We start from the raw sequence: 22,342 nt of genomic DNA, 5'->3' as shown, positions 1-22,342 counted from the left end.
CCGACCACAAGATCGAGGCGCTGAAGGCCGCCGGCATCGCCGTCGCCGACTCCCCCGCCTCCCTCGGCAAGACCATGATCCGGGTGCTGCGCGAGGGCAGCCGGGCGGCGGCCGAATAGGAGGCTACGAGATGCTGCGGTGCAGCCACGATTCCGGCTTGCCACCGCGGTCGAAACGTTCTTTGGTATCAGAAGTTCTGCATTTGGTATGCCAGAAGGCCGCCGATAACGGCCTCACATAAGAAGAACATAACCGAGGGGAGGGGCAGCCGATTCAGATATCGGCACGACGGGTCGAAGACCCGCCGGATCGGCCAGGGCCGGTCCGGCGAGCGTGGCCCGGCGCACCCCTCCTCGAGGACGATGGCGTCCGTCACGGGCCGTTCTCCTCTGCCATGGGGTTGCCTCAACCGACATGCGAAGGACTGGGACGGAAATGCTGACTCAAAATGCAAATCAGGCAGGGCCGGCGATCAAGGGACCGCCGGGGGGACGTTGGCTCCAGCTCGTCATCGGCATCGTCTGCATGGCGATGGTGGCCAATCTGCAATATGGCTGGACGCTGTTCGTCGGCCCGATCGACGCGACCCATCACTGGGGCCGCGCGGCGATCCAGGTCGCCTTCACCATCTTCGTGCTGACCGAGACCTGGCTGGTGCCGGTCGAGGGCTGGTTCGTCGACAAGTTCGGGCCGAAGATCGTGGTGCTGATCGGCGGCCTGCTCTGCGCCATCGCCTGGGCGATCAACTCGGTGGCGGATTCGCTGACCGTGCTGTACATCGCCGCCGCGATCGGCGGCGTCGGCGCCGGCGCGGTCTACGGCACCTGCGTCGGCGCAGCGCTGAAATGGTTCCCGGACCGGCGCGGCCTGGCGGCGGGGCTGACCGCGGCCGGCTTCGGCGCCGGCTCGGCCATCACCATCGTGCCGATCGCCAACATGATCCATTCCTCCGGCTACGAATCCACCTTCCTGACCTTCGGCCTGATCCAGGGCGGGGCGGTGGTGCTGCTGTCCTTCCTGCTGGCGGCGCCGGCCAAGGGCCAGCTGCCGGTGGTGAAGGCGAAGATCGTGCAGTCCCGCCGCGACTACGCGCCGTCGGAGATGCTGCGCAGCCCGGTGTTCTGGGTGATGTACGCAATGTTCGTCATGGTCGCCTCCGGCGGCCTGCTGGCGACGGCGCAACTGGCCCCGATCGCGACCGACTTCAAGATCGGCGACACGCCGGTCAGCCTGCTGGGCCTGACCATGCCGGCCCTGACCTTCGCCCTGTCGCTCGACCGCGTGCTGAACGGCGTCACCCGGCCGTTCTTCGGCTGGGTCTCCGACCATATCGGCCGCGAGAACACGATGTTCATCGCCTTCTTCCTCGAGGCGGTCGGCATCGTCATGCTGATGGAGTTCGGGCAGGACCCGGTGGCGTTCGTGATCCTGACCGCGCTGGTGTTCTTCGCCTGGGGCGAGATCTACTCGCTGTTCCCGGCGACCTGCGGCGACACCTTCGGATCGCGCTACGCCACCACCAATGCCGGGCTGCTGTACACGGCCAAGGGAACGGCTTCGCTGGTCGTGCCCTTCGCCAATATCGCCGTCAGCCAGCTCGGCAGCTGGGACATGGTGTTCATCTTCGCCGCGCTGGTGAACGTGATCGCGGCGGTGATGGCGATGTTCGTGCTGAAGCCGATGCGGGCCCGGGCGCTGGAACAGGCGCGGGCCGAGGCCGGCATGGCCGCGGAGGGAGAGCCGCGCCTCGCCAGCTGACCACCGGGCCGGGACGCGCCCGGCAGTGCGAGACAATCCCCAGGGAGGCGGCATCGCCTCCCTTTTTCTTTGCGCCGGAGGGGCTTACAGGGCCCGCATGAAGCTGGCCCAGGTCGGGTCGGCGGCCTCGGACTCGTCCGGCTGGGCGTCGCCGCCGGTCTGGGCCAGGCGCAGCCGGCTGCCGGCATTCCTCGGCAGCACGCCGCCCTGGACCGCGGCCAGGCGTGGGGCGGTGACGAGGCCCAGCAGGGCGACGAGGGTGAGGGCGGTGCCGAGCAGAACGCCGGTCATGATCTGGTCCTTTCAGGGGCTGATGTCTTGTTGCACCGCACATATGGCAGCCCGGCCGAAGGATCGCAATGAAATCTGGTATACAAAATACAGAATGCAGTTTTGCATTTCAGCATGGCTCGACCGTCGCTCGGCGCGCCGGCAGGACAGCGGTGGCGAAGCCGAGCAGGATCAGGCCGATGCCGATCAGGTGGAAGCCGTGCACCGGCTCGCCGAGCAGCAGGAAGGCTAGCGCCGAGGAGTAGACGGCCATGAGATGGAAGGATGCCCCGGTCAACGCCGGACCCAGCGCCGCGACGCAGCGGTTCCAGAACGCATTGCCCAGCAGCGAGGAGAAGATGCCGATGAACAGCAGCGAGGCGACGGCCCAGGGCGCGACCGGGACGGACCGCCCCGCCACTTCCTCGAAGATCCAGAACGGCGCCATCAGCACGCAGGCGGTGAGTGTCGTCGCCGCCAGGAACGCCATCGGCGGGACGCCTTTGGGACGCCAGCGCAGCAGCACGGAGTAGAGGGCGAAGCCGGCGACGGCGAGCAGCACCAGGATCTCGCCGCCGCCGATCGACAGCGCGGCGAGGGTGGCCGGATCGCCGCGCCCGACGATCCAGCCGACGCCGAGGAAGGACAGGGCGATGCCGGCGGCGACGCGCGGCCGCGGCGTCTCCCCGGTCATCGCCCAGGCGAACAGCGGCACCATCAGCGGCAGGGTGGAATTGAGCATCGCCGCCGTCGCCGCCGGCGTGGTGTGCAGCCCGAGATAGTTCAGCACGGGATATCCGGCGAAGCCGCTGGCGGCGCAGCCGATGATAACCGGCCAATACGCCAGCAGCGTGCGCCGATGCGCGACCAGGTCGCGCCAGACGAAGGGCAGCAGCACGGCGGAGGCGACCACCCAGCGCCAGAAGGTCAGGCCGAAGGGCGGCAACTCCTGGGCGAAGGCGCGGCCGATCACCAGGTTGCCCGCCCAGAACAGCGGCGGCAGCGGCAGCAGCGCATAGGGCCGGCGCCAGACCAGGCCGAGCAGGTCGGAACCCCACAAGCCGTCCCGGTCCGGCAGGCGGCCACCGCCCGGCGTGGCGGTCACGGCGCCGCCCCGGCCAGGCCGATGCGGATGCGCCGGTTGTGCCGGCCCTTGTTGTCGATCTTGAGGACGCGGATCGGCGCGGACCGGCCGGTCGAGGCCAGATGGGTGCCGCCGCAGGCCTGGCGGTCCAGCCCGGCGATGTCGACGATGCGGATCAGCCCGTCCGGTGTCGGCGGCGGCGTCACGGATTTCGAGCGGATCAGCCCCGGCGTGGCATGCGCTGCGGCAAGGGTGACGTAGTCGTCGCGCACCGCCAAATCCTGGCGCACAACCTCGTTGATCGGCGCCTCCAGCGCGCGCAGCCGGTCGTTGTCGGCATCCGGCAGATCAAAGTCGAGCCGGGCGGTGCCGTCGGCGCCGAACTGGACGCCGGTGACCAGCGCGCCATCGAAATGCTGGAACACCAGAGCGTTCAGGATATGCGTGCCGGTGTGCAGCTCGCGCATCATCCGGCGGAAATCGGGGGCGACCACGGCCTCGACCGCGCCGGCGACCTCGGCCGCCGGGTCCTCGAGCAGGTGCCACAGCCGGCCGCCGGCGGGCTCGAAGCCGGCGACGGCGTGTTCGCCGCCGCTCCAGCGCAGCGTGCCGCGATCCGGCAGCTGCCCGCCGCCGCCGGGATAGAAGGGCGATTGCGCCAGCAGCACCCGGCCCGGCCGGGCGTCGACCACCTCGGTCTCGAGGACGAGGCAATCCGGTTTCTCGTGATAGAAAGAGCGTGCCATGATGAACGACCCGATGGAGTGAACCCGGGCAGTCTCGCGCGGGCACGCGTGACGCTATTGGCGGAAATCGAGGTTTTGGAATGGCCCGGGTGGACCGGCTCAACATCGCGCATTACTGGCAGGACCGGACCGTCCCCGGCCTCAGCCTGATGCAGGCCGATTTCCGCACCCAGGAATATCCGCCGCATCGGCACGAGGCATTGGTCGTCGCCGTCACCGAGGGCGGCGGCTCGATCATCCGGACCCGCGGCGTGACCGAGCCGGCGAGCGAGGACCAGGCGCTGTTCGTGTTCAACCCGGTCGAGCCGCATGCCGGCTGGATGGGGAACAGCCGGCGCTGGCTGTACCGGGCGCTGTATCTGGAGGAGGCGGCGCTGCAGGAGGTGGCGCGGTCGCTCGGGGTCGAGGACCTGACCTACTTCACCCGCAACGCCTTCACCGACCGCGACCTGATCGCGGGATTCCTGGCGCTGCACCGCGCCCTGCAGGCCGGGCAGGACCCGCTGCTGGAGCGCGAGCTGCTGGTGTCGAGCTTCGGCACGCTGTTCCGCCGCCACGGCAGCGGCGAGGGGCGGATCCTGCCCGGGCCGCGTGACCGCACCCGGCTGCGGGCTGCCACCGAATTCATCCAGGCGCGCTTGAGCGAGGCGATCTCGCTGGCGGATCTCAGCGCCGCCGTCGGGCTGACCCAGTATCAGCTGATCAGCCTGTTCAAGCGCACCACCGGTCTGACCCCGCACGCCTATGTCACCCAGCTGCGCGTCGACCGCGCCGCCGGGTTCCTGGCGCGGGGCCTGCCGATCGCCGAGGTCGCCGTTGCCTCAGGCTTCTACGACCAGAGCGCGCTGACCCGGCACTTCAAGCGCTGTCACGGGATCACGCCGCTGCAATACGCCGCCGCCGCCCGGTCCGCCTGAGCTGCAAGTTTTTGCCTCTCCTGCGTCAGGCGGGACAGGCAATCGGAGTGCTCGAGATCAACGATCCAGGTTCGGGCCGCGATCACTCTGCAGAGAGTCGGGCCGCGTCCGTGTCCTCGTCCTCCGCGCGGCCGGCATCGGCTTCCGCCGCCACGTCCCGATCGGTAGAAGGCTTTGCCGGAACCGGCGCTTCCTCCGGCGCATTCGGATCTCCCGGCGCCGTCTCCAAGCCCAGCTCCGGAACCGTTACGATGCGGTGGCCGCCGCGGCCGGCGGCGCGGCAGACGATGAAGCTGCGCTGCTCCATATAGGACAGGAGGCGCCGGGTGCGGCCGACCGACTGGGTGCCGTAGGCGCGGGCGATGGTGGCGTCGGACGGGCAGGGCGCGCCGGCCATCGCCGCCTTGACCAGCAGCAGGAAGATGCCCTGCATGTCCTCCGGCAGCTCACGCGACAGCCCGGTCGCGCGCTGCCAGGCCGGGCTCTCCGCCGTGTCGGTGTCGACCCCGGCCCGGGCCACGGCCAGGCGGGCGCGGAAGCCGGCCAGGTCGAGCGCCGGGGCGCCGCGGCTGCCGACCCGCTGGATCCGGCAGCGCACCAGGAAATCCTGGTACAGCACCGAGATCGGCCGGAACGCTGAATCCTCTTCCGCGACCAGGTCCCGCAGCACCGCGTCGATCGCGGCATCGCGCTCGGCCTGGGGCATCGGGTCCGTCTCTTCCTCCACCGCAGGGGTGTCGGGGCGGCTGCGGATCAACTGGGCCAGCAGCTCGGCCGTCGATTGCGGCGGCTGCGGCGGCGGTCGGGTCGGCCGCGGCATCGGCGGCTCGGCCTCGACCGCCTTGAAGATCAGCTCGTGCACATCCTCGGGCGGCGTCTCGGGCATCGGCAGCAGCTTCGGGCTGGTCGATCGGGCGCCGGTCTCGACCGCGCCGATGCGCACCTCGATCGGTCGGCGCGACAGGGCCGGGCCGAGGGCGACGAAGCGGCCGCGGCCGAGGTCGCGGAACATCTCGGCCTGGCGCCGTTCGAGGCCGAGGAGGTCGGCGGCGCGGGCCATGTCGATGTCGAGGAAGGTGCGGCCCATCAGGAAGTTCGAGGCCTCGGCCGCGACGTTCTTGGCCAGCTTCGCCAGGCGCTGGGTGGCGATCACTCCGGCCAGGCCGCGTTTGCGGCCGCGGCTCATCAGATTGGCCATGGCGCCCAGCGTCGCCTTGCGCGCCTCCTCCGACACGTCGCCGGCCGCGGCCGGGGCGAAGAGCTGGGCCTCGTCGACCACCACAAGGATCGGGTACCAGAGGTCGCGCTCGGCGTCGAACAGCCCGTTCAGGAAGGCGGCGGCGGCGCGCATCTGGGAATCGATGTCGCAGCGCTCGAGGTTCAGCACGGCGGAGGTGCGGTGCTGCCGCACCCGGCCGGCGATGCGGTACAGGTCGTCATCGGAGCGGTCGCCATCGACCACGATATGGCCGAAGCGGTCCGCAAGGCTGACGAAGTCGCCCTCGGGGTCGACCACCACCTGCTGCACCCAGGCCGCGCTCTGCTCCAGCAGGCGGCGCAGCAGATGCGACTTGCCGGAGCCGGAATTGCCCTGCACCAGCAGGCGCGTCGCCAGCAGTTCCTCGAGATCGATCATGGCCGATGTCCCGTCGGACAGCGTTCCGATGTCGATTTGGACCGTCATCACCCCTCCGCGCACACCCCGGGCATGGCGGGGCCGGGCATGGTCTATCACGATGGCGCGGGCGCGGGGCAACCCGATGGGGCAGGGCAGGGTCCCGGCGGGATTCAGCGCGCGAGTCGGTCCTCGACCCGGCGAATCAGGCCCTTCGCATCGGCCGGCGCGCGCACCTTGGCGTCGTTGTCGAAATAGACATAGACGTCGCGCCTGGCCCGTTTGGGGGCGGGTTTGTCGATCACCCGCTCGGCATCCTTCGGTTCGCCGCCTCGGGCCCAGGCGGCGACGCGGTCGGCCCAGCTGTCGAGCGTGTCGTCGTCATAGCCGCTGACATACAGCTGCTCCGACCCGTGCAGACGGCAATAGACGAAGTCGGCGGTCAGGTCCATGCGCCGCGGCCAGTCCACCGTGTCGGCGCAGACCAGCGCCACGCCGTGGCGGCGCAGCAGCCGGATGAAGGCGGGGTCGAGGAAGCTGTCATGGCGGATCTCCATGGCGTGCCGGAGCGGCCGCTTGCGGTCGGTCTTCGTCCAGGCCCGGCCGGCATACCGCTCATCGTGGCGGCGGGCGATTTCGGCGGCGGCCTCGGTGTCCTTCGGCAGCAGCTCGAAGAAGGCCTCGATCCGCTCCGCGTCGAAGCGGAAGCTGGGCGGGAACTGCCACAGGATCGGCCCCAGCTTCGGCCCCAGGCGCAGCGGTCCCGACGCTAGGAAATTGGCCAGCGGCGCCTCGACCTCGCGCAAGCGGCGCAGATGGGTGATGTAGCGCGGCCCCTTGACGGCGAAGACGAAATTCTCCGGCGTCTCCTCGGCCCAGCGGGCATAGCTCTCGGGCCGCTGCGTGCCGTAGAAGGTGCCGTTGATCTCGATCGTCGGGAAGGTTTCGGCGGCAAAGGCCAGCTCGCGCTTCTGCGGCAGGCCCTTCGGATAGAACACGCCGCGCCAGGGCCGGTAGGTCCAGCCCGAGATCCCGATCCGCACCTGTCCTGCCGTTCCTGCCATCGCGCTCCTCCTCCGGTGAGGCAACGCCTTGGGGGCGGGCTCGGTGCCCCGGACCCGCAGAAGCAGAGAGGGCGGCCCCTGGTGCCGCCCTCTCCCCATTCGGTGCGTATGGAGGCTGGTCCCCGATCAGAAGGCGATCACCATGCCGGTGGTCAGGTTGGTCGATTCATAGTCCTGGCCGCTGCGGAACTCGTTCTTCTCATAGGACAGTTCGGTGAAGGTGTTCAGGCCCGGCGCCAGGTTGTAGAGGAAGGAGCCGATGACGCTGTGGTTGGTCTTCAGGTCCTTGCCGCTGGTGAAGGACGAGTTGACGTTGTTGTTCTTCTCGGCGGTGGTGTAGGCGTAGCCGATCGACACCACGAACGGGCCGCTGCCATAGGACAGGTCGCCGGTGATCGAGTCGATCGCCTTGTCGGCGCGATAGGTGCTGGAATAGTGCACCCAGTTCACGCTGCCGCCGAAACCGCTGGAGTGGATCAGCTGGCCGCCGAGGCTGTAGGCCTCGAAATCGTGATTGACGCCGACGCCATTGCCGTTGCTGGCCGAACCGGCGACGCGCACCGAGGTGCCGTCGAACGTGTTGGCATAGTTGATGCCGGCGGTGACGACGTTCTCGTAGCGGGTGCTGCTGTCGTTGGTCAGGTCGTTGCGGCCGCCGTTGCCGGCATGACCGTTGCCGCCCGCGACGGGGGTGAAGTCGACCGCGAAGGACAGGCCGGAGAAGCTCGGCGAGGAGTACTTGATCTTGGTGTCCTTGCCGTTCAGGCCACCGATGCCGTAGGTCGGGTCGACCGCGTACAGGGTGTCGGAGCCGGCGAACAGGTTGAACTTGCCGTCCAGGCCGTCGCCCCAGCTGGCACCGAGGCCCAGCTTGCTGTTGAACACGTCATGGGCATAGACGTAGCCGACATCGGCCGCGACATAAGGCGCGTCGCCGAAGGTCAGGGTGCCGAAGCTGCCCTTGACGTAGACATAAGTGCGGTCGACCGTGATGTTGTTCTTGCGGTCGACGTTGTTGAAGCGGATGCGGGCGCCGTATTCCAGGCCGGAATCGGTGACGTTCTTGACGTCGAACTGCAGACGCGCGTTGGAAACGAAGTCGTAGTCGCGGTCGAAGGTGCTGTCCTTGGTGTCGCTCAGCGACAGGCCGGCCATGAAGCCGATCCAGCCATTGATCTTCAGCGACAGACCCGACGTGACGGGCGCGTCCGCCGCCTGGGCAATACTCGTCCCTCCCGTGGCGGCCGCGAGGCACACCCCGAGCAACAGAAACTTCCGCATTTTACTTCCCCTCGCGTATCGGGCGTGCGTCCGCGCAGTCGCGGCGCCGACCCTTCCTGTAACGGCGAGGCTTATACGAAACGGTAAATTTTAAAATCAATCGCCGGCCGCGCCGAAAGGGTGGGTTGCCGGCAAATTTCATAAAATGGTCATAGCTCCGCGGCCCGCTGCTTGTGAAAGAGCAGCAGGAGGCTGGTCGATCCATCAGGTCCGGCAGACCGTCCGGGACCGGGAATGGCGGGCGAGGGGAGGCCGCGATTCGCGCCGGTCCGGACAAGAGGAAGGGCGGCCCCTGGCGCCGCCCTTCAAGTCTGCTGGATGTCACACGGTCGGTTGCCGATCAGAAGCTGATGGCAAGGCCCGTGGTCAGGTTGGTCGCCTCATAGTCCTTGCCGGCGCGGAACTCGTTCTTCTCGTAGGACAGCTCGGTGAAAGTGTTCAGGCCGGGAGCCAGGTTGTAGAGGAAGGAGCCGATGACGCTGTGGTTGGTCTTCAGGTCCTGGCCGGACGTGAACTGCGAGTTCAGGCCGTTGTTCTTCTCGGCGGTGGTGTAGGCGTAGCCGATCGACACCACGAACGGGCCGCCATAGTAGGACAGGTCGCCGGTGATCGAGTCGATCGCCTTGTCGGCGCGATAGGTGCTGGCGAAGTGGACCCAGTTCACGCTGCCGGCGAAGCCGCTCGAATGCACGATCTGGCCGCCGAGGCTGTAGGCCTCGTAGTCGTGGACGCCGGGGTTGACACCATTGCCGGTACCGGCCGAGGCCCGGGCCGTCACCGTCGTGCCGTCGAAAGTGTTGGTGTACTGGACGCCACCGGTGACGACGTTCTCGTAGCGGGTGCTGGCGTCGTTGAACAGGTCGTTGCGGCCGCCGTTGCCGGCATGACCGTTGCCGCCGGCGACCGGGGTGAAGTCGATGCCGAAGGACACGCCGGAGAAGCTCGGCGAGGTGTACTTGATCTTGGTGTCCTTGCCGTTCAGGCCGCCGATGCCGTAGGTCGGGTCGATCGCATAGAATGTGTCCGACCCGCCGAACAGGTTGAACTTGCCGTCCAGGCCGTCGCCCCAGCCGGCACCAAGGCCCAGCTTGCCGTTCAGCGTGTCATGGGCATAGACGTAACCGAAGTCGCCGATCGCGTAGGGCGCGTCGCCGAAGGTCACCGTACCGAAGCTGCCCTTGACGTACAGGTAGGTGCGGTCGACGGTGACGTTGTTCCGCCGGTCGACATTGTTGAAGCGGATGCGGGCGCCGTATTCCAGGCCGGAATCAGTGACGTTCTTGACGTCGAACTGCAGACGCGCGTTGGACAGGAAGTCGTAGTCGCGGTCGAAGGTGTCGTCATTGGTGTCGCTCAGCGACAGGCCGGCCATGAAGCCGAGCCAGCCATTGATCTTCAGCGACAGACCCGAGGTGACGGGCGCGTCCGCCGCCTGGGCCGTGTTGATCCCTGCCGTGGCGGCCGCAAGGCACACCCCGAGCATCAAAACCTTCCGCATTGCTCGTCCCCCGTTTAACGGATTGGGTCCCGCTTCATGACAGCCCCGGACGTCCCCCGACCGAAGCGCGGCGAACTTATGGGCGGGAAAAGACGAAATCAATAGATATTCAGTCAAAAGATAGCAGATCTGCGGCTATTGCTGGTCGAGGGCTAGAAAAGTTACAGAAATACTTAAACATTCATGAATGTATGTTTGATGTATGTCAGTTCAATGCGGTCATGAACGTATGTTTAGATTGTTGGTGTCCCGACCCAGATCGGCATGGAGCCGGACGGACACGGGTGCGGTTGCCAAGGGCCTCCGCCACCGATATCAACCAAGGGTTCGAACGCGAAGGGATGCAGCGGAATGCAACGGGATTTCGGCCAGCCGGGGCGCTCGGCGCTGATCGCGGGCGAGGCGGCGATCGCCACCTCCCACCCCCTGGCCTCGGCCGCCGGGCTCGAGGTGCTGATGGATGGCGGCAACGCGGTCGACGCGGCGCTGGCCGCGGTCGCGGTGCAATGCGTGGTCGAGGCGCATATGACCGGCATCGGCGGCGACTGCTTCGTGCTCTACGCCCCGGCCGGGCGGGACGCGCTGGCGCTGAACGGCAGCGGCCGTGCCCCGCGCGCGGCCTTAGCGGAGGCGCTGGCGGCGCAGGGCCTCACCGCCATCCCGCAGCGCAGCCCGCATGCGGTGACGGTGCCGGGCGCGATCTCGGCGTGGTGCCGCCTGCACGCCGAGCACGGATCGCTGCCGCTCGACCGGCTGTTCGCCCGCGCCATCCTCTATGCCGAGGAGGGCTATCCGGTGGGGCCGCGCGTCGCCTGGGACTGGGCGGAGGATGCCGGCTTCCTGGCCGGCGACGCCGGCTGCCGCGCCGTGTTCCTGCCCGGCGGGCGGATCCCGGCGGTCGGCGAACGGCATGCCCAGCCGCTGCTCGGCGCCCGGCTGCGCGACATCGCCGCGCGTGGCGCCGTCGCCTTCTACGAGGGTGCGGTGGCGGAATCGCTGGTCCGCTTCCTGCGGGCCCAGGGCGGGCTGCACACGCTGGAGGATTTCGCCGCCGGCCGCGACGGCGCGAACTGGGTCGACCCGATCCGCCTCAACTATCACGGCACCGAGGTGGTGGAGTGCCCGCCGAACGGCCAGGGGCTGGCGGCGCTGATGATCCTCGGCCTGCTCTCAGGCCAGGACATGGCGGCGGAGATGCCGGAGGCCGACCGTATCCATCTCCACGCCGAGGCGACCAAGATCGCCTATCACCACCGCGACGCGCTGATCTGCGACCCCGACCACCTGCCGCACGATCCGCGGACCCTGCTGTCGGAAGAGGTGCTGGGCACGCTGCGCCGGCGCATCGACCCAAAGCGCGCCGGCCGCCCGGCCCTGTGGACCGAGCCGGAGCATCGCGACACCGTCTATCTCTGCGTCGTCGACCGCGACGGCAACGCCGTCTCCTTCATCAACTCGATCTTCGACAGCTTCGGCGCCGGCCTGCTCGATCCCGCGACCGGCGTGCTGCTGCACAGCCGCGGCAGCTCCTTCCGGGTCGAGCCGGGGCATCCGAACGCGATCGGTCCGGGCAAGCGGCCGATGCACACCATCATTCCCGGCCTGCTGCGCCGTGGCGGCCGCACCGCCGGCGTGTTCGGCGTGATGGGCGGGCATTATCAGGCGGCCGGCCAGGCGCAGTTCGTGTCCTCGATCATCGACCGCGGCCTCGACCCGCAGGCGGCACTGGACCTGCCGCGCAGCTTCGCCTTCAACGGCGAACTGCAGCTCGAGCCGCGCGTCGGCGAAACGGTGGCGGCGGATCTCGCCGGCCGCGGCCACAATGTCGCGATCCGGGACGAGCCGCTGGGCGGCGGCCAGGCGATCCTGATCGACCATGAGCGCGGCGTGCTGATCGCCGGTTCCGACCCCCGCAAGGACGGCTGCGCGCTGGGGATCTGACGCCGACCCTCACTCATACTGTCATGCCCGGGCTTGACCCGGGCATCCAGAGAGCGTCGACATTCTCTGGATTGCCGGGTCAAGCCCGGCAATGACAGTGGAGGGGCTGGGGCGGCCGGCCACATTTCAGAGGAACTCCTGGGCCGCTGCCGGATTGGTCAAGGCGAGCCCAGGAAAGGGAGGATCCATGCAGCTACAGCTCAGCTCCTGGCCGGAGATCGAGGCCTATCTGAAGACCTCGCGCGGCGCGATCATGCCGATCGGGTCGACCGAGCAGCACGGCCCGAACGGGCTGATCGGCACCGACGCGCTGTGCGCCGAGGGCATCGGCCGCGGCGTCGGCGACAGGACCGGGGCGGTGGTCGGCCCGACCATCGGCGTCGGCATGGCGCATCACCACATGACCTTCCCGGGCAGCATGACGCTGAAGCCGTCGACCCTGGTGCTGGTGATCCGCGACTATGTGATGGCGCTGGCCGAGCACGGCTTCGAGCGCTTCCTGTTCGTCAATGGCCATGGCGGCAACATCGCCACCATCCAGGCCGCCTTCTACGAGATCTATTCCGAGCGGCGGGCGCTGGGCCGGCCATCGATCCGCTGCCGCTTGGTCAACTGGTGGGACAACCCCGGCGTGCAGCGCCTGTCGAAGGAGTTGTACGGCGTCGCCGAGGGCAGCCATGCCACCGCCAGCGAGGTGGCGGTCACCCAATACCTGTTCCCGGATCACATCAAGACGGCTGAGCTGGACCCGCCGATCGCGCCGTCGGGCAGGTTCTACGACGCCGATGACTATCGCCGCCGCTTTCCGGACGGCCGCATCGGCTCCAACCCCGGCCTGGCGACGCCGGAGCACGGCAAGCAGTTCTACGATGCAGCGGTCGATGCGATCGCGGGGACCTATGCGGAGTTTCTGGCCGAGCCCTGAGCGGTGGTCTGGCGTGCCGGCGGGGCGTCGCCCAGGGCCTGCAGCAGGGCCTCGCGCAGCGCCGCCGGATCATCCTCCGGCACCAGGGTGACGCCGGGGCTTTCATCGAGGCCGCAGGCGGCGGTGGCGATCACCGGGACGCCCAGCGCCAGGGCGCGCAGCAGCGCCCGCGGCTGGTGCTCGACGATCGCGGGTAGCACCACCGCCGCCACCGCGTCCGGCCAGGCGCCGCCGGGCACCGTTCGCGCGGAGACGTTGCGCCAGAATGGCTTGTCGTGCTCGCGCGCCCGGCCGGTCACGGCCAGGTCGATGTCCAGCCCCTCGACCGCGTCGCGCAGCGCATAAGCGCCCTTGCGGCCCAGCGGCGAGGCCGGGAACAGGATGGTGCGGCCGCCGATCGCGGGCCGCTTCGCCGCGCCGATTTCCGGCAGCACCCAGTCGAGATGCACCGCCCGGTCGGCGAAGCGCGTGGCGATGCCGGCATGCGGGGTGTAGAGGCGGGCAGCGGCGGCCAAGGCCTCGGTCTCCGCCGCGACGACGTCCTCCGGCGCCCTGAAGTCGCCTAGGGTCGGGCTCTCGGGGCGGCGGGCCAGGGCCCGGTCCAGCCGCGCCTGCAGCGCCGCCAGCGGCCAGCGCTCCATCAGCACGTCCAAGCTGCGGCCCTGCAGGCAGCCCAGGCGCCAGAGATGCGGCAGCAGCCCCTGGCCGACCACCAGATGGGTGTGGCGGTGGGACAGGCGGCGGGCATAGGCCTCGGCCAGCCGACGGTCGAAGTCCAGCATCGCCCGCGGCAGGGCGCCGCCCACCGCCGGCAGGCGGCGCAGCGCCCTGGACCGGGTCAGCCCGACCAGCAGGGCGCGGCTCTCACCGCCCGGCAGCTCCGGCCAGGCGTAGCGGGTCCGGGCGGGCCATCGCATCGGCAGGAACAGCCGATCCTCAGGCCCGGCCTGGCCGCGCGCCAGCGCGGCGAATTCCGGCCAGCAGGCATCGACCAGCCAGGCGGTGGGCCGTCGCGTCATTTCAGGGCCTTTCGGCAGATGATGGCTGCAGCCCTGCCGGGCACAGCCGACGCAGTCATGGGCGGCCTCGCGCTGCGCCGGGAAGCGCACCACGACGCCGGAGACCGGGGCGGCGGCGCTGCGGAAGCGGATCTGCAGCTCCGTGCCGGTCAGCCGCGCCTCGATGCGGAAGGCGGCCCGGCTGCGGAAGCGCAGGTCGACATAGTTCCAGAACACCGTGGCGTCGCGCCCGGCCGCGGCGCGCGACCCCGGCACCAGCCGGCTGTGGGCATGGCGCTCGACGATCTCGAAGCCGGCGGCCAGCGCCGCCTCGTACAGCCCGTTCGACAGCTGGCATAAGCCCCCGCCGGTGCTGGCGACCAGGCAGCCCTCGCGCAGCTCGCGCCCGGCGACGAAGCCGCGCCGGCGGGAGGCGCGGCCGATCTGGCGCCAGAAGCTGAACACCGCGCCGGCCGGCACCTCGATGCCGTCCAGCGCGCGCACGGCCAAGCGCAGATTGTGGATCTTGCCGGCGGTCAGCTCGTGCTCGGCCGCCCCGGCCAGTCCCGGCCACAGCGGCGACCGGATCTCGGCGACCGTGGCGGCGTCGCGCAGCTCCGACGCCCGCGGATGACAATCCGGCCGACGGGCGATCTCGCGCAGCGCCCGGCGGCCGCGCAGCAGGGCGGCCTTGCTGCCGAAGACCAGCGCATCCCATCGCGACGGGACCTTGTGATCCGCAGGCAATGTCATGACCGTTCCGCACCTCGCACCGGCTGAGAGGGCAGTGGGCGCCGGGAAGATGGCCGGACGATGTCGCGCCGGTGGCGGCGGTGCGGACGGGCTTGACCTCCAGGCCCGCCGGCTTGATGAAAGGCGACGCTGAGCTTCGATCAGGCCTGCCATGACCGACGCCCCCCGCCGCATCGGCTTCCTGCTGCTGCCGCAATTCTCGATGATGGCCTTCGCCTCGGCGATCGAGCCGCTGCGCGTCGCCAACCGGCTGTCGCGGCGCCAGGCCTATCGCTGGACGATCTTTTCCGCCGACGGCCAGCCGGTGCCGGCCTCGAACGGCCTGCCGCTGCCGGCCGACGCCGTGGCCGGCAGCCAGGACGACCTGCCGATGCTGATCGTCTGCGCCGCCTTCGAGCCGCTGGCCGCCGTGACTCCGGCGCTGACCCGCTGGTTCCGCCGGCTCGACCGCGCCGGCGCGGTGCTGGGCGGCATCGACACCGGCGGCTTCGCCCTGGCCTCCGCCGGGCTGCTCGACGGCTACCGCGCCACCGCGCATTGGGAGGCGCTGGACGGCTTCGCCGAGCAGTTTCCGCGGGTCGAGGCGCGGGCCTGCCTGTTCGAGACGGACCGCCGCCGCCTGACCTGCGCCGGCGGCACCGCGGCGCTCGATCTCATGCTGCAGATCATTCGCATGGACCATGGCGCCCGGCTGGCCGCGGCGGTGTCGGAGCAGTTCATCTACAACACCCTGCGCCATGCCGAGGACCGGCAGCGCCTGTCGGTACCGCGGCAGCTCGACATCCGCGATAGCCGGCTGGCCCGGATGGTCGAGATCATGGAGCGCAACGTCGCCAGCCCGATCGCCGTCACCGCCCTGGCCCGCACCGTCGACATGTCGCCGCGCCAGGTCGAGCGGCTGTTCGCCCACCACCTCGGCAAGGGCCCGCAGGGTTTCTACCAGTCGCTGCGGCTGCAGCGGGCCCGGTCGATGGTGCAGTATTCCGACGACCCGCTGCTGGAGGTGGCGGTGGCCTGCGGCTTCGGCAGCTACGAGCATTTCTGCCGCTGCTACCGGCGCGAATTCGGCGTGCCGCCCAGCCGCGACAGACGGGCCTCCGCCGCCTAGCGGAAAGCGTCAAGCCGCTGTCGCTCGCGATCAAGATCCGAGAGACTTGGACGGCGTAGCCTGACCCCCGGGTGCCGGTTCGCCGGCGACACGGGGAGGTGGCCGGCAATGGCCCTGCAGACAGACATCAACCGGCGCGTGATCGTGACCTGCGCCGTCACCGGCGCCGGCGACACGGTGGGCAAGCATCCGGCCATCCCGGTGACGCCGCAGCAGATCGCCGATGCGGCGCTCGAAGCGGCGAAGGCCGGCGCCACCGTGGCCCACATCCATGTCCGCAACCCCGAGACCGGCAAGCCCAGCCGCGACCCGGCGCTGTATCGCGAGGTGGTGGACCGCATCCGCTCCAGCGGCGTCGACATCATCATCAACCTGACGGCCGGGATGGGCGGCGACCTGGTGATCGGGCCGCAGGACGACCCGACGAAGTTCGGCGCCGACACCGACCTGGTCGGCGGCATCGACCGCCTGCCGCATGTCGAGCAGCTGCTGCCGGAGATCTGCACCCTCGATTGCGGCTCGCTGAATTTCGGCGACGGCTCGCTGGTCTATGTCTCCACCCCGGACATCCTGCGCAAGCAGGCGAAGCGGATCCAGGAGCTCGGCGTGAAGCCGGAGCTTGAGATCTTCGACACCGGCAATCTGTGGTTCGCCCGGCGGATGGTGGAGGAGGGGCTGCTCGACGCGCCGCCGCTGTTCCAGCTGTGCCTCGGCATTCCCTGGGGGACGCCGCCGGACCCGCGGATGATGCTGGCGATGCGCGACATGCTGCCGGACGGCTCGGTCTGGGCCGGCTTCGCCATCGGCCGGCTGCAGCTGCCCTTCGTCGCCCAGGCGGTGCTGCTGGGCGGTCATGTCCGGGTCGGGCTGGAGGACAACCTGTATCTCGACAAGGGCGTCTACGCCTCCAATGGCAGCCTGGTCGAGCGGGCGCGGACCATCATCGAGGCGATGGGATCCAAGGTGATGACTCCGGCCGAGGCGCGCAGCCATCTCGGCCTCAAGCTGAAGGGGCAGGCCCATGCCGCGTGAGATCCGCACCCTCGGCATCGTCGGCGGCGGCGTCATCGGCAGCGGCTGGGCCGCAAGGGCGCTGGCCCGCGGTCTGGACGTCGTCGCCTGGGACCCGTCGCCGACCGGCGAGCAGGCGCTGCGCGACGCCGTGGCCAATGCCTGGCCGGCGCTGACCCGCATGGGGCTGGCCGACGGCGCGAGCCCGGAGCGGCTGCGCGTCGTCGGCTCGGCCGAGGCGGTCGCGGCCGCGGCCGATTTCGTGCAGGAGAGCGCGCCGGAGCGGATCGAGCTGAAGCGCAAGCTGCACCATGCGATGGCGGGGGCCGCGCCGGCCGATGTCATCCTCGGCTCCTCCTCCTCCGGCCTGTTGCCCAGCGAGATCCAGGAGGGCGCGCGGCATCCGGAGCGGATCGTCATCGGCCATCCCTTCAACCCGGTCTACCTGCTGCCGCTGGTCGAGGTGGTGGGCGGAAAGCAGACGTCGCCGGAGACGATCAAGGCAGCCTCGGCCTTCTACGCCTCGCTCGGCATGAAGCCGCTGCATGTCCGCAACGAGATCGACGGCTACATCGCCGATCGCCTCTTGGAGGCGCTGTGGCGCGAGGCGCTGCACCTGGTGGCCGACGGCATCGCCACGACCAGAGAGATCGACGAGGCGATCTGCTTCGGCGCCGGCATCCGCTGGGCCTTCATGGGCACCAACCTGACCTACCACTTGGCCGGCGGCGAGGGCGGCATGCGGCATATGCTGGAACAGTTCGGCCCGGCGCTGGAGCTGCCCTGGACCAAGCTGGTGGCGCCGAAGCTGACCGACACCCTGATCGACCGCATGGTCGAGGGCACGCAGGAGCAGGCAGGCGGCTGGCCGATCAAGAAGATCGAGCGCTGGCGCGACGAGCGCATCATCCGGATCCTGCAGGCGCTGGAGGGCGCCGACCGCGACACCGGCCACCCGACCTACGACCCGCGGCCCGGCACCTTCTGAGCCGCTTCCCGATCCCCGCGCCCGCGGGGATGGCGCGGCCGGGGCGGTTGCGAGCCCCCGGCCGCCGTTCGCCTGACTCCGCCCGGCCGGCTCTTCCCCGGCCGGGCGTCCTTTGCGGTCAGCGCGTGCCAGCGGCGCGTCGTGCGACCAGGAACGCCTTCAACTGCGTGGCGTATTGCGGATCGCTCGAGGTCGAGCGTGCGGGCCGGGGCCGCGAGGCCGTCAGCCTCCGCTGCATCAGCGCGACCTTGCTTTCCGTCACCGAGGTGCCGCCCAGCAGGGCCATGTAGGTCCCGGTGTGGTGCTGCTGCAGCGCCTCATCGGCCCAGGGGCCGAGCGGGTCGGTGCCGTCGGGCGGCAGCCAGCCGCCCGGCAGCGAGACGCTGTCCGGGATGTCGGCATAGGAGACGCCCCACCAGTCCAGCCAGGCATCGTAGCCAACGATCAGGCTGGTGATGGTGGCCGGCGGCAGGATGTCCGGGCCGACATCGGCATAGATCAGCGGGATCTCGAGCAGCTCCGCCATCGCCTTCGGCACGATGTCGAGCGTGTTGCGGTAGCAGGCGGCCGTCGGGAAGGCGCCGCGGAAGGCGTCGGCGAAGGCCTGGTTGCCGGCGGTCGGCCCGGCATAGGTGGTCGGCGCGATGGCGGGAGACAGGCCCTGCTGCCCCAACTGCGCCTGCAGCCACGGCGCCAGCACGGTGGTGATGCAGGCGCCCAGGCTGTGCCCGGTCACCTGCAGCGGCACCTGCCGGTTGGCGGCATTGCCGTAGAAGCCGGCCAGGAAGCCGGCGAGGGACTGCCCGCCCGAGGTCATGCCGATGACCCGGGTCAGCGCAGCGGCAGTACCGGAGGAGATCAGCACGTCGCTCGGGGCGGCCCAGGGCGGCGCCTGCTGGCTGTCGGCGCCGAGATCCTCGACGATCTCGTTCCACAGCCCCAGGAACGATCCGTCCCAGTCGGTGCCGCGCACGACGACGGCCACGGCCAGGGTCTGGCCCCCGCCGGTGCGGACCGCGACATAGGCCAAGTTGGCCTGGGACGGGTCCTGCGCTGGCCCCCAGGCCAGCGACCAGCTGCCGCCGCCGGGCACCGGCCAGGCCAGCGGGAAGGCCGCGGGGATGGCGGTGGGGTCGAGATAGGAAATCTGGCAGAGCTGAAGCAGGCTGATGCTCGTGGCATCCGCCGACGCAATCGGGGTGACCATGACAAGTCCCTCAAATTAAGAATAAAATTAAAGAATCAGACAAATATTATTCTAGCATCTGCGCAATGTTCCGAAAGCTATTTCACGTGGGCCCGCAGGGTGCGGCCGCGGATGCGCTCGCGGTGCATGATATAGAGGCTGGAGGCGATGACGATGCAGGCGCCGATCACGATGAACGGGTCGATCCGGTTGCCGAAGAACAGGCTGCCATAGGCCAGCGCCCAGACGATCATGGTGTACTGCATCGGCGCGATGGTGCTGGCCGGCGCCAGCGACAGCGCCCGCACCACCAGGAACTGGGCCGATCCCATGAGCAGGCCGGCGGCGCCGACGCGCAGCAGGTCGAACCAGCTGGGCAGTTGGAACACGAACAGCGCGACCGGCAGGCTGGTGACCAGCAGCCCCAGCATCACCGCCGTCACCATCACCGCCCGCTGCTCGTCGCGGCTGATCTTGCGCATGATCAGCACCACCCCGGCGCCGGTGAAGACCGAGCCGAGGGCCGAGAGATGCCCCAGCGTCAGCGTCTCGAAGCCCGGCCGCACCATCACCAGGATGCCCAGGAACCCGACCACCACCGCGGCCCAGCGATGGGCCCGCACCTGCTCGCCCAGGATCGGGATCGACAGGATGGTCACCACCATCGGCGTGCAGAAGGCGATGGCGTAGACCTCGGCCAGCGGCAGGGCGGAGAAGGCGTAGAAGCCGAAGATCGTGCCGATGCCGGCCAGGAAGCCGCGCAGCACGATCAGCCGCGGATGCGCCGCCCGCATCCGGCTCAGGCCGCCGTCGCGGCGCAGCATGATCAGGATCGGGATGCAGGCGAAGGCGACCTGCATCGGGATGATCTGGAAGATCGAATAGCTCGCCGTCAGCCCCTTCACCAGCGCGTCGCTGGAGGCGAACATCAGGTTGGCGAGGAGCGAGCACAACACGCCGAGCAGCGGCGTCTCGATCGCGGGCGCGGCGGATCGGGAGGGCGCGGGGGAGGGCGCCGCCGCGGGCGTGTCTGCAGGGGCCATCGGGACAGTCTCGTCGCCGCGCCGCCAGAATCGCATGGTCGTTCCGTCCCCTCCGGGGCGGAGTCTGCCCGGCCCGCCCCGTATGTCAGACATACGCCTGCCGACGAAAAATGGGTGGCGAAAGCCGGAAGGGCTGGCATGCGCGGCGGGCGGCTGCCGCCGGACAGTCCAGGATGCGGGCCAATAGGCAGCGCGGGAAATCCGGGCTAAGAGGCTTGGGAGCAGCGGGAGAGGGCGATGATCGAGTTCGGTGTCGATGCGGTCCAGATCGTGTTCAACCCGGAGGGCGGGCATCTGCACGATGTGGTGGTGCGCTGGAACGGGCGGGAGATCCGGCCGACGCACCGGGCGCCCTGGATCGACAGCGGCGAGACGCTGCCGGACGACATCCCGCTCGGCCTGCGCAACCTGGCCGGCGACTTCTTCTGCGCGCCCTTCGCCGACAGCGACCTGGACGGCGCGCCTGGCCATGGCTGGACCGGCAACGGCCATTGGGGGCTGGATGGCATCGAGCGGGAGACGGGCGGTGTCACCGCACGCTTCACCCTGCAGGAGAAGGTCTTCGGCGCCACCGTGCGCAAGGCGGTGACGCTGCGCCAGGGCCAGCCGATCGTCTATCAGCGCCATGTCTTCGAGGGCGGCGCGGGCGCGCTGCCGATGGCGCATCACGCCATGATCCGGGCACCGGGCGGCGCCGTGCTCAGCTTCTCGCCCAAGGCCTTCGGCATCACCCCGCCGACCCCGGTCGAGCCCGATCCGGCGCGGGGCCGGTCGGTGCTGGCCTATCCGCAGCGCATCGACGGGCTGGAGGCCGTGCGCCTGGCGGACGGACGCACGATCGACGCCTCACGCTATCCTTTCGCCGACAGCCATGAGGACATCGTGCTGCTGGCCGAGGCGACGGGGTCGACGCTCGGCTGGTCGGCGGCGCTGGCGGCGCGCGAGGGCTTCCTGTTCTTCGGGCTGAAGGACCCGCGCCGGCTGCCCTTCACCATGCTGTGGATGAGCAATGGCGGCCGCGACTATCCGCCCTTCTCCAGCCGGCACCGCCATGTGCTGGGGATCGAGGAGGGCTGCATGTACCTGCATCTCGGCCATCGCGCCTCGGCGGCGCCGAACCCGCTGACCGCCGAAGGCTACCCGACAGCGATCGCGCTGGAGCCGGCGGGGCGGGTCGAGATCCTCTATGCCTTCGGTGCCATCCCGGCCGAGCCGGGCTGGGACCGGGTCGAGGCGATCACCCACGGCGCCGGTACGCTCGACCTGCGCATCGCCGGCGGCCCGGCCGTGACGCTGCCCTTCGAGGCCGGGCGCATCGGACTCTGAGGCGCTTTTTCGCGGGGTGGAACGTCCCGGCCCGTCCGGCCGCGATTCAGGCTTGAACCGCGGCCGGTCCTCGCCTTCGATGGGCCGCTTGCCGCCGTATCCGGAGACCGCGTCCATGTCCGCGTCCGATCGCGCCGTCCTCGAGGCCCTGTTCCAGGCCGCGCTCAGCGCCGCCTATCCGGAGACGCGGATGCGGCATCTGCTGCCCGAGCCGCCGAAGGGCCGCACCATCGTGCTGGGCGCCGGCAAGAGCGCTGCGCGGATGGCGCGGGCCTTCGAAACGCTGTGGCCGCATCCCTGCGAAGGCCTGGTCGTCACCCGCTACGGCCACGGCACGCCGACCGACCGGATCGAGGTGGTCGAGGCCGCGCACCCGGTGCCGGACGCCGCCGGACGGGCCGCCGCCGGCCGCATCCTCGACCTCGCCCGTGCCGCCGGGCCGGACGATCTGGTGGTGTGCCTGATCTCGGGCGGCGCCTCGGCGCTGCTGTCGCTGCCGGCGGAGGGACTTACTCTCGAGGACAAGCAGGCGGTGAACAAGGCGCTGCTGCGCTCCGGCGCGCCGATCCAGGAGATGAACGCGGTGCGCAAGGCGATGTCCGCGATCAAGGGCGGGCGCCTGGCGGCGGCCGCGGTGCCGGCGCGCGTCGTCACCTACCTGATCTCCGACGTGCCGGGCGACGAGCCGGGCGTGATCGGCTCCGGCCCCACCGTCGCCGGCGGCGCCGACCCGGAGACGGCGCTGGCGATCCTGCGCCGCTACGAGATCCCGGTCTCCGATACCGTGCGGCAGGCGATCCGTGCCAACGCCGCGCCGGCCGGCCTGCCGG

The 22,342-nt window shown here is 69.9% G+C and carries 19 protein-coding genes; 9 read left to right on the top strand and 10 right to left on the bottom strand.

Going from position 1 to position 22,342, the window contains the following annotated elements; all coding sequences use genetic code 11:
• Positions 1–435: 435 nt before the first annotated feature.
• Positions 436–1,758, top strand: coding sequence for an oxalate/formate MFS antiporter (gene oxlT / locus ABDW35_RS09440; RefSeq protein WP_343713604.1), 1,323 nt, complete (start codon positions 436–438; stop codon positions 1,756–1,758).
• An 84-nt stretch (positions 1,759–1,842) separates the two neighbouring features.
• On the opposite strand, the gene ABDW35_RS09435 is transcribed toward oxlT, so the two are convergent.
• The 3 genes from ABDW35_RS09435 to ABDW35_RS09425 all read right to left on the bottom strand — a co-directional run bounded on the left by ABDW35_RS09435 (position 1,843) and on the right by ABDW35_RS09425 (position 3,858).
• Positions 1,843–2,049 (bottom strand): hypothetical protein, encoded by a 207-nt coding sequence (locus ABDW35_RS09435; protein WP_343713603.1) that lies wholly within the window; start codon positions 2,047–2,049, stop codon positions 1,843–1,845.
• A gap of 109 nt (positions 2,050–2,158) precedes the next feature.
• Positions 2,159–3,133, bottom strand: coding sequence for a DMT family transporter (locus tag ABDW35_RS09430; RefSeq protein WP_343713602.1), 975 nt, complete (start codon positions 3,131–3,133; stop codon positions 2,159–2,161).
• The gene (locus ABDW35_RS09425) at positions 3,130–3,858 is read right to left on the bottom strand and encodes an alanyl-tRNA editing protein (protein WP_343713601.1); all 729 of its coding nucleotides are present in this window, start codon (positions 3,856–3,858) and stop codon (positions 3,130–3,132) included. The genes ABDW35_RS09430 and ABDW35_RS09425 overlap by 4 nt, the downstream gene beginning before the upstream one ends.
• 80 nt (positions 3,859–3,938) lie before the next feature.
• On the opposite strand from ABDW35_RS09425, the gene ABDW35_RS09420 reads away from it, so the two are divergent.
• The gene (locus ABDW35_RS09420; protein ID WP_343713600.1) at positions 3,939–4,775 is read left to right on the top strand and encodes an AraC family transcriptional regulator; all 837 of its coding nucleotides are present in this window, start codon (positions 3,939–3,941) and stop codon (positions 4,773–4,775) included.
• A gap of 82 nt (positions 4,776–4,857) precedes the next feature.
• On the opposite strand, the gene ABDW35_RS09415 is transcribed toward ABDW35_RS09420, so the two are convergent.
• The 4 genes from ABDW35_RS09415 to ABDW35_RS09400 form a co-directional block, all read right to left on the bottom strand.
• Entirely contained in the window at positions 4,858–6,459 is a 1,602-nt protein-coding gene (locus tag ABDW35_RS09415; protein WP_343713599.1) for an ATP-binding protein, read from the bottom strand.
• Positions 6,460–6,563: 104 nt separating this feature from the next.
• Positions 6,564–7,454 carry a DUF72 domain-containing protein gene (locus tag ABDW35_RS09410; protein WP_343713598.1) on the bottom strand — a complete coding sequence of 297 codons (891 nt, stop codon included), beginning with the start codon at positions 7,452–7,454 and terminating at the stop codon, positions 6,564–6,566.
• Between the two features lie 126 nt (positions 7,455–7,580).
• Complete coding sequence (locus ABDW35_RS09405; protein ID WP_343713597.1) at positions 7,581–8,735, bottom strand: porin; 1,155 nt, start codon at positions 8,733–8,735, stop codon at positions 7,581–7,583.
• A 340-nt stretch (positions 8,736–9,075) separates the two neighbouring features.
• Positions 9,076–10,218 (bottom strand): porin, encoded by a 1,143-nt coding sequence (locus tag ABDW35_RS09400; RefSeq protein ID WP_343713596.1) that lies wholly within the window; start codon positions 10,216–10,218, stop codon positions 9,076–9,078.
• Positions 10,219–10,584: 366 nt separating this feature from the next.
• Between ABDW35_RS09400 and ABDW35_RS09395 the strand changes: the two genes are divergently transcribed.
• Positions 10,585–12,174 (top strand): gamma-glutamyltransferase family protein, encoded by a 1,590-nt coding sequence (locus ABDW35_RS09395; protein WP_343713595.1) that lies wholly within the window; start codon positions 10,585–10,587, stop codon positions 12,172–12,174.
• A gap of 187 nt (positions 12,175–12,361) precedes the next feature.
• Positions 12,362–13,099: a creatininase family protein gene (locus tag ABDW35_RS09390; protein WP_343713594.1), complete on the top strand. Its 738-nt coding sequence runs from the start codon at positions 12,362–12,364 to the stop codon at positions 13,097–13,099.
• Here the strand turns inward: ABDW35_RS09390 and ABDW35_RS09385 are convergent.
• Positions 13,072–14,850 carry a VanW family protein gene (locus ABDW35_RS09385; RefSeq protein WP_343713593.1) on the bottom strand — a complete coding sequence of 593 codons (1,779 nt, stop codon included), beginning with the start codon at positions 14,848–14,850 and terminating at the stop codon, positions 13,072–13,074. The genes ABDW35_RS09390 and ABDW35_RS09385 overlap by 28 nt on opposite strands.
• A gap of 151 nt (positions 14,851–15,001) precedes the next feature.
• Between ABDW35_RS09385 and ABDW35_RS09380 the strand changes: the two genes are divergently transcribed.
• From ABDW35_RS09380 to ABDW35_RS09370, 3 genes are all read left to right on the top strand, one after another.
• The gene (locus ABDW35_RS09380; RefSeq protein WP_343713592.1) at positions 15,002–15,958 is read left to right on the top strand and encodes a GlxA family transcriptional regulator; all 957 of its coding nucleotides are present in this window, start codon (positions 15,002–15,004) and stop codon (positions 15,956–15,958) included.
• A 108-nt stretch (positions 15,959–16,066) separates the two neighbouring features.
• Positions 16,067–16,990, top strand: a complete 924-nt coding sequence (locus ABDW35_RS09375; RefSeq protein ID WP_343713591.1) for a 3-keto-5-aminohexanoate cleavage protein — start codon at positions 16,067–16,069, stop codon at positions 16,988–16,990.
• On the top strand, positions 16,980–17,957 hold the full coding sequence (locus ABDW35_RS09370) for an L-carnitine dehydrogenase (RefSeq protein WP_343713590.1): 978 nt from the start codon (positions 16,980–16,982) through the stop codon (positions 17,955–17,957). Before ABDW35_RS09375 ends, ABDW35_RS09370 begins: the two co-directional genes overlap by 11 nt.
• Before the next feature lie 118 nt (positions 17,958–18,075).
• Here the strand turns inward: ABDW35_RS09370 and ABDW35_RS09365 are convergent, their stop codons facing one another.
• Together ABDW35_RS09365 and ABDW35_RS09360 are read right to left on the bottom strand one after the other, a co-directional pair.
• The gene (locus ABDW35_RS09365; RefSeq protein ID WP_343713589.1) at positions 18,076–19,164 is read right to left on the bottom strand and encodes a hypothetical protein; all 1,089 of its coding nucleotides are present in this window, start codon (positions 19,162–19,164) and stop codon (positions 18,076–18,078) included.
• Between the two features lie 77 nt (positions 19,165–19,241).
• A complete protein-coding gene (locus ABDW35_RS09360; protein WP_343713588.1) occupies positions 19,242–20,186 on the bottom strand; it encodes a DMT family transporter in 945 nt (314 codons plus the stop codon).
• Between the two features lie 237 nt (positions 20,187–20,423).
• Here ABDW35_RS09360 and ABDW35_RS09355 point away from each other — a divergent pair, with 237 nt between their 5' ends.
• Positions 20,424–21,512, top strand: a complete 1,089-nt coding sequence (locus ABDW35_RS09355) for a hypothetical protein (protein WP_343713587.1) — start codon at positions 20,424–20,426, stop codon at positions 21,510–21,512.
• A gap of 115 nt (positions 21,513–21,627) precedes the next feature.
• Positions 21,628–22,342 (top strand): glycerate-2-kinase family protein (locus ABDW35_RS09350; protein WP_343713586.1); only part of this gene is annotated, 715 nt, incomplete at its 3' end.

Origin of the sequence: Inquilinus sp. (assembly GCF_039594555.1) — a bacterium.
In the GTDB taxonomy this organism is placed as follows: domain Bacteria; phylum Pseudomonadota; class Alphaproteobacteria; order DSM-16000; family Inquilinaceae; genus Inquilinus.
Note: the sequence above shows the minus strand (reverse complement) of the source record. Positions and strands in the feature narration are given on the sequence as shown.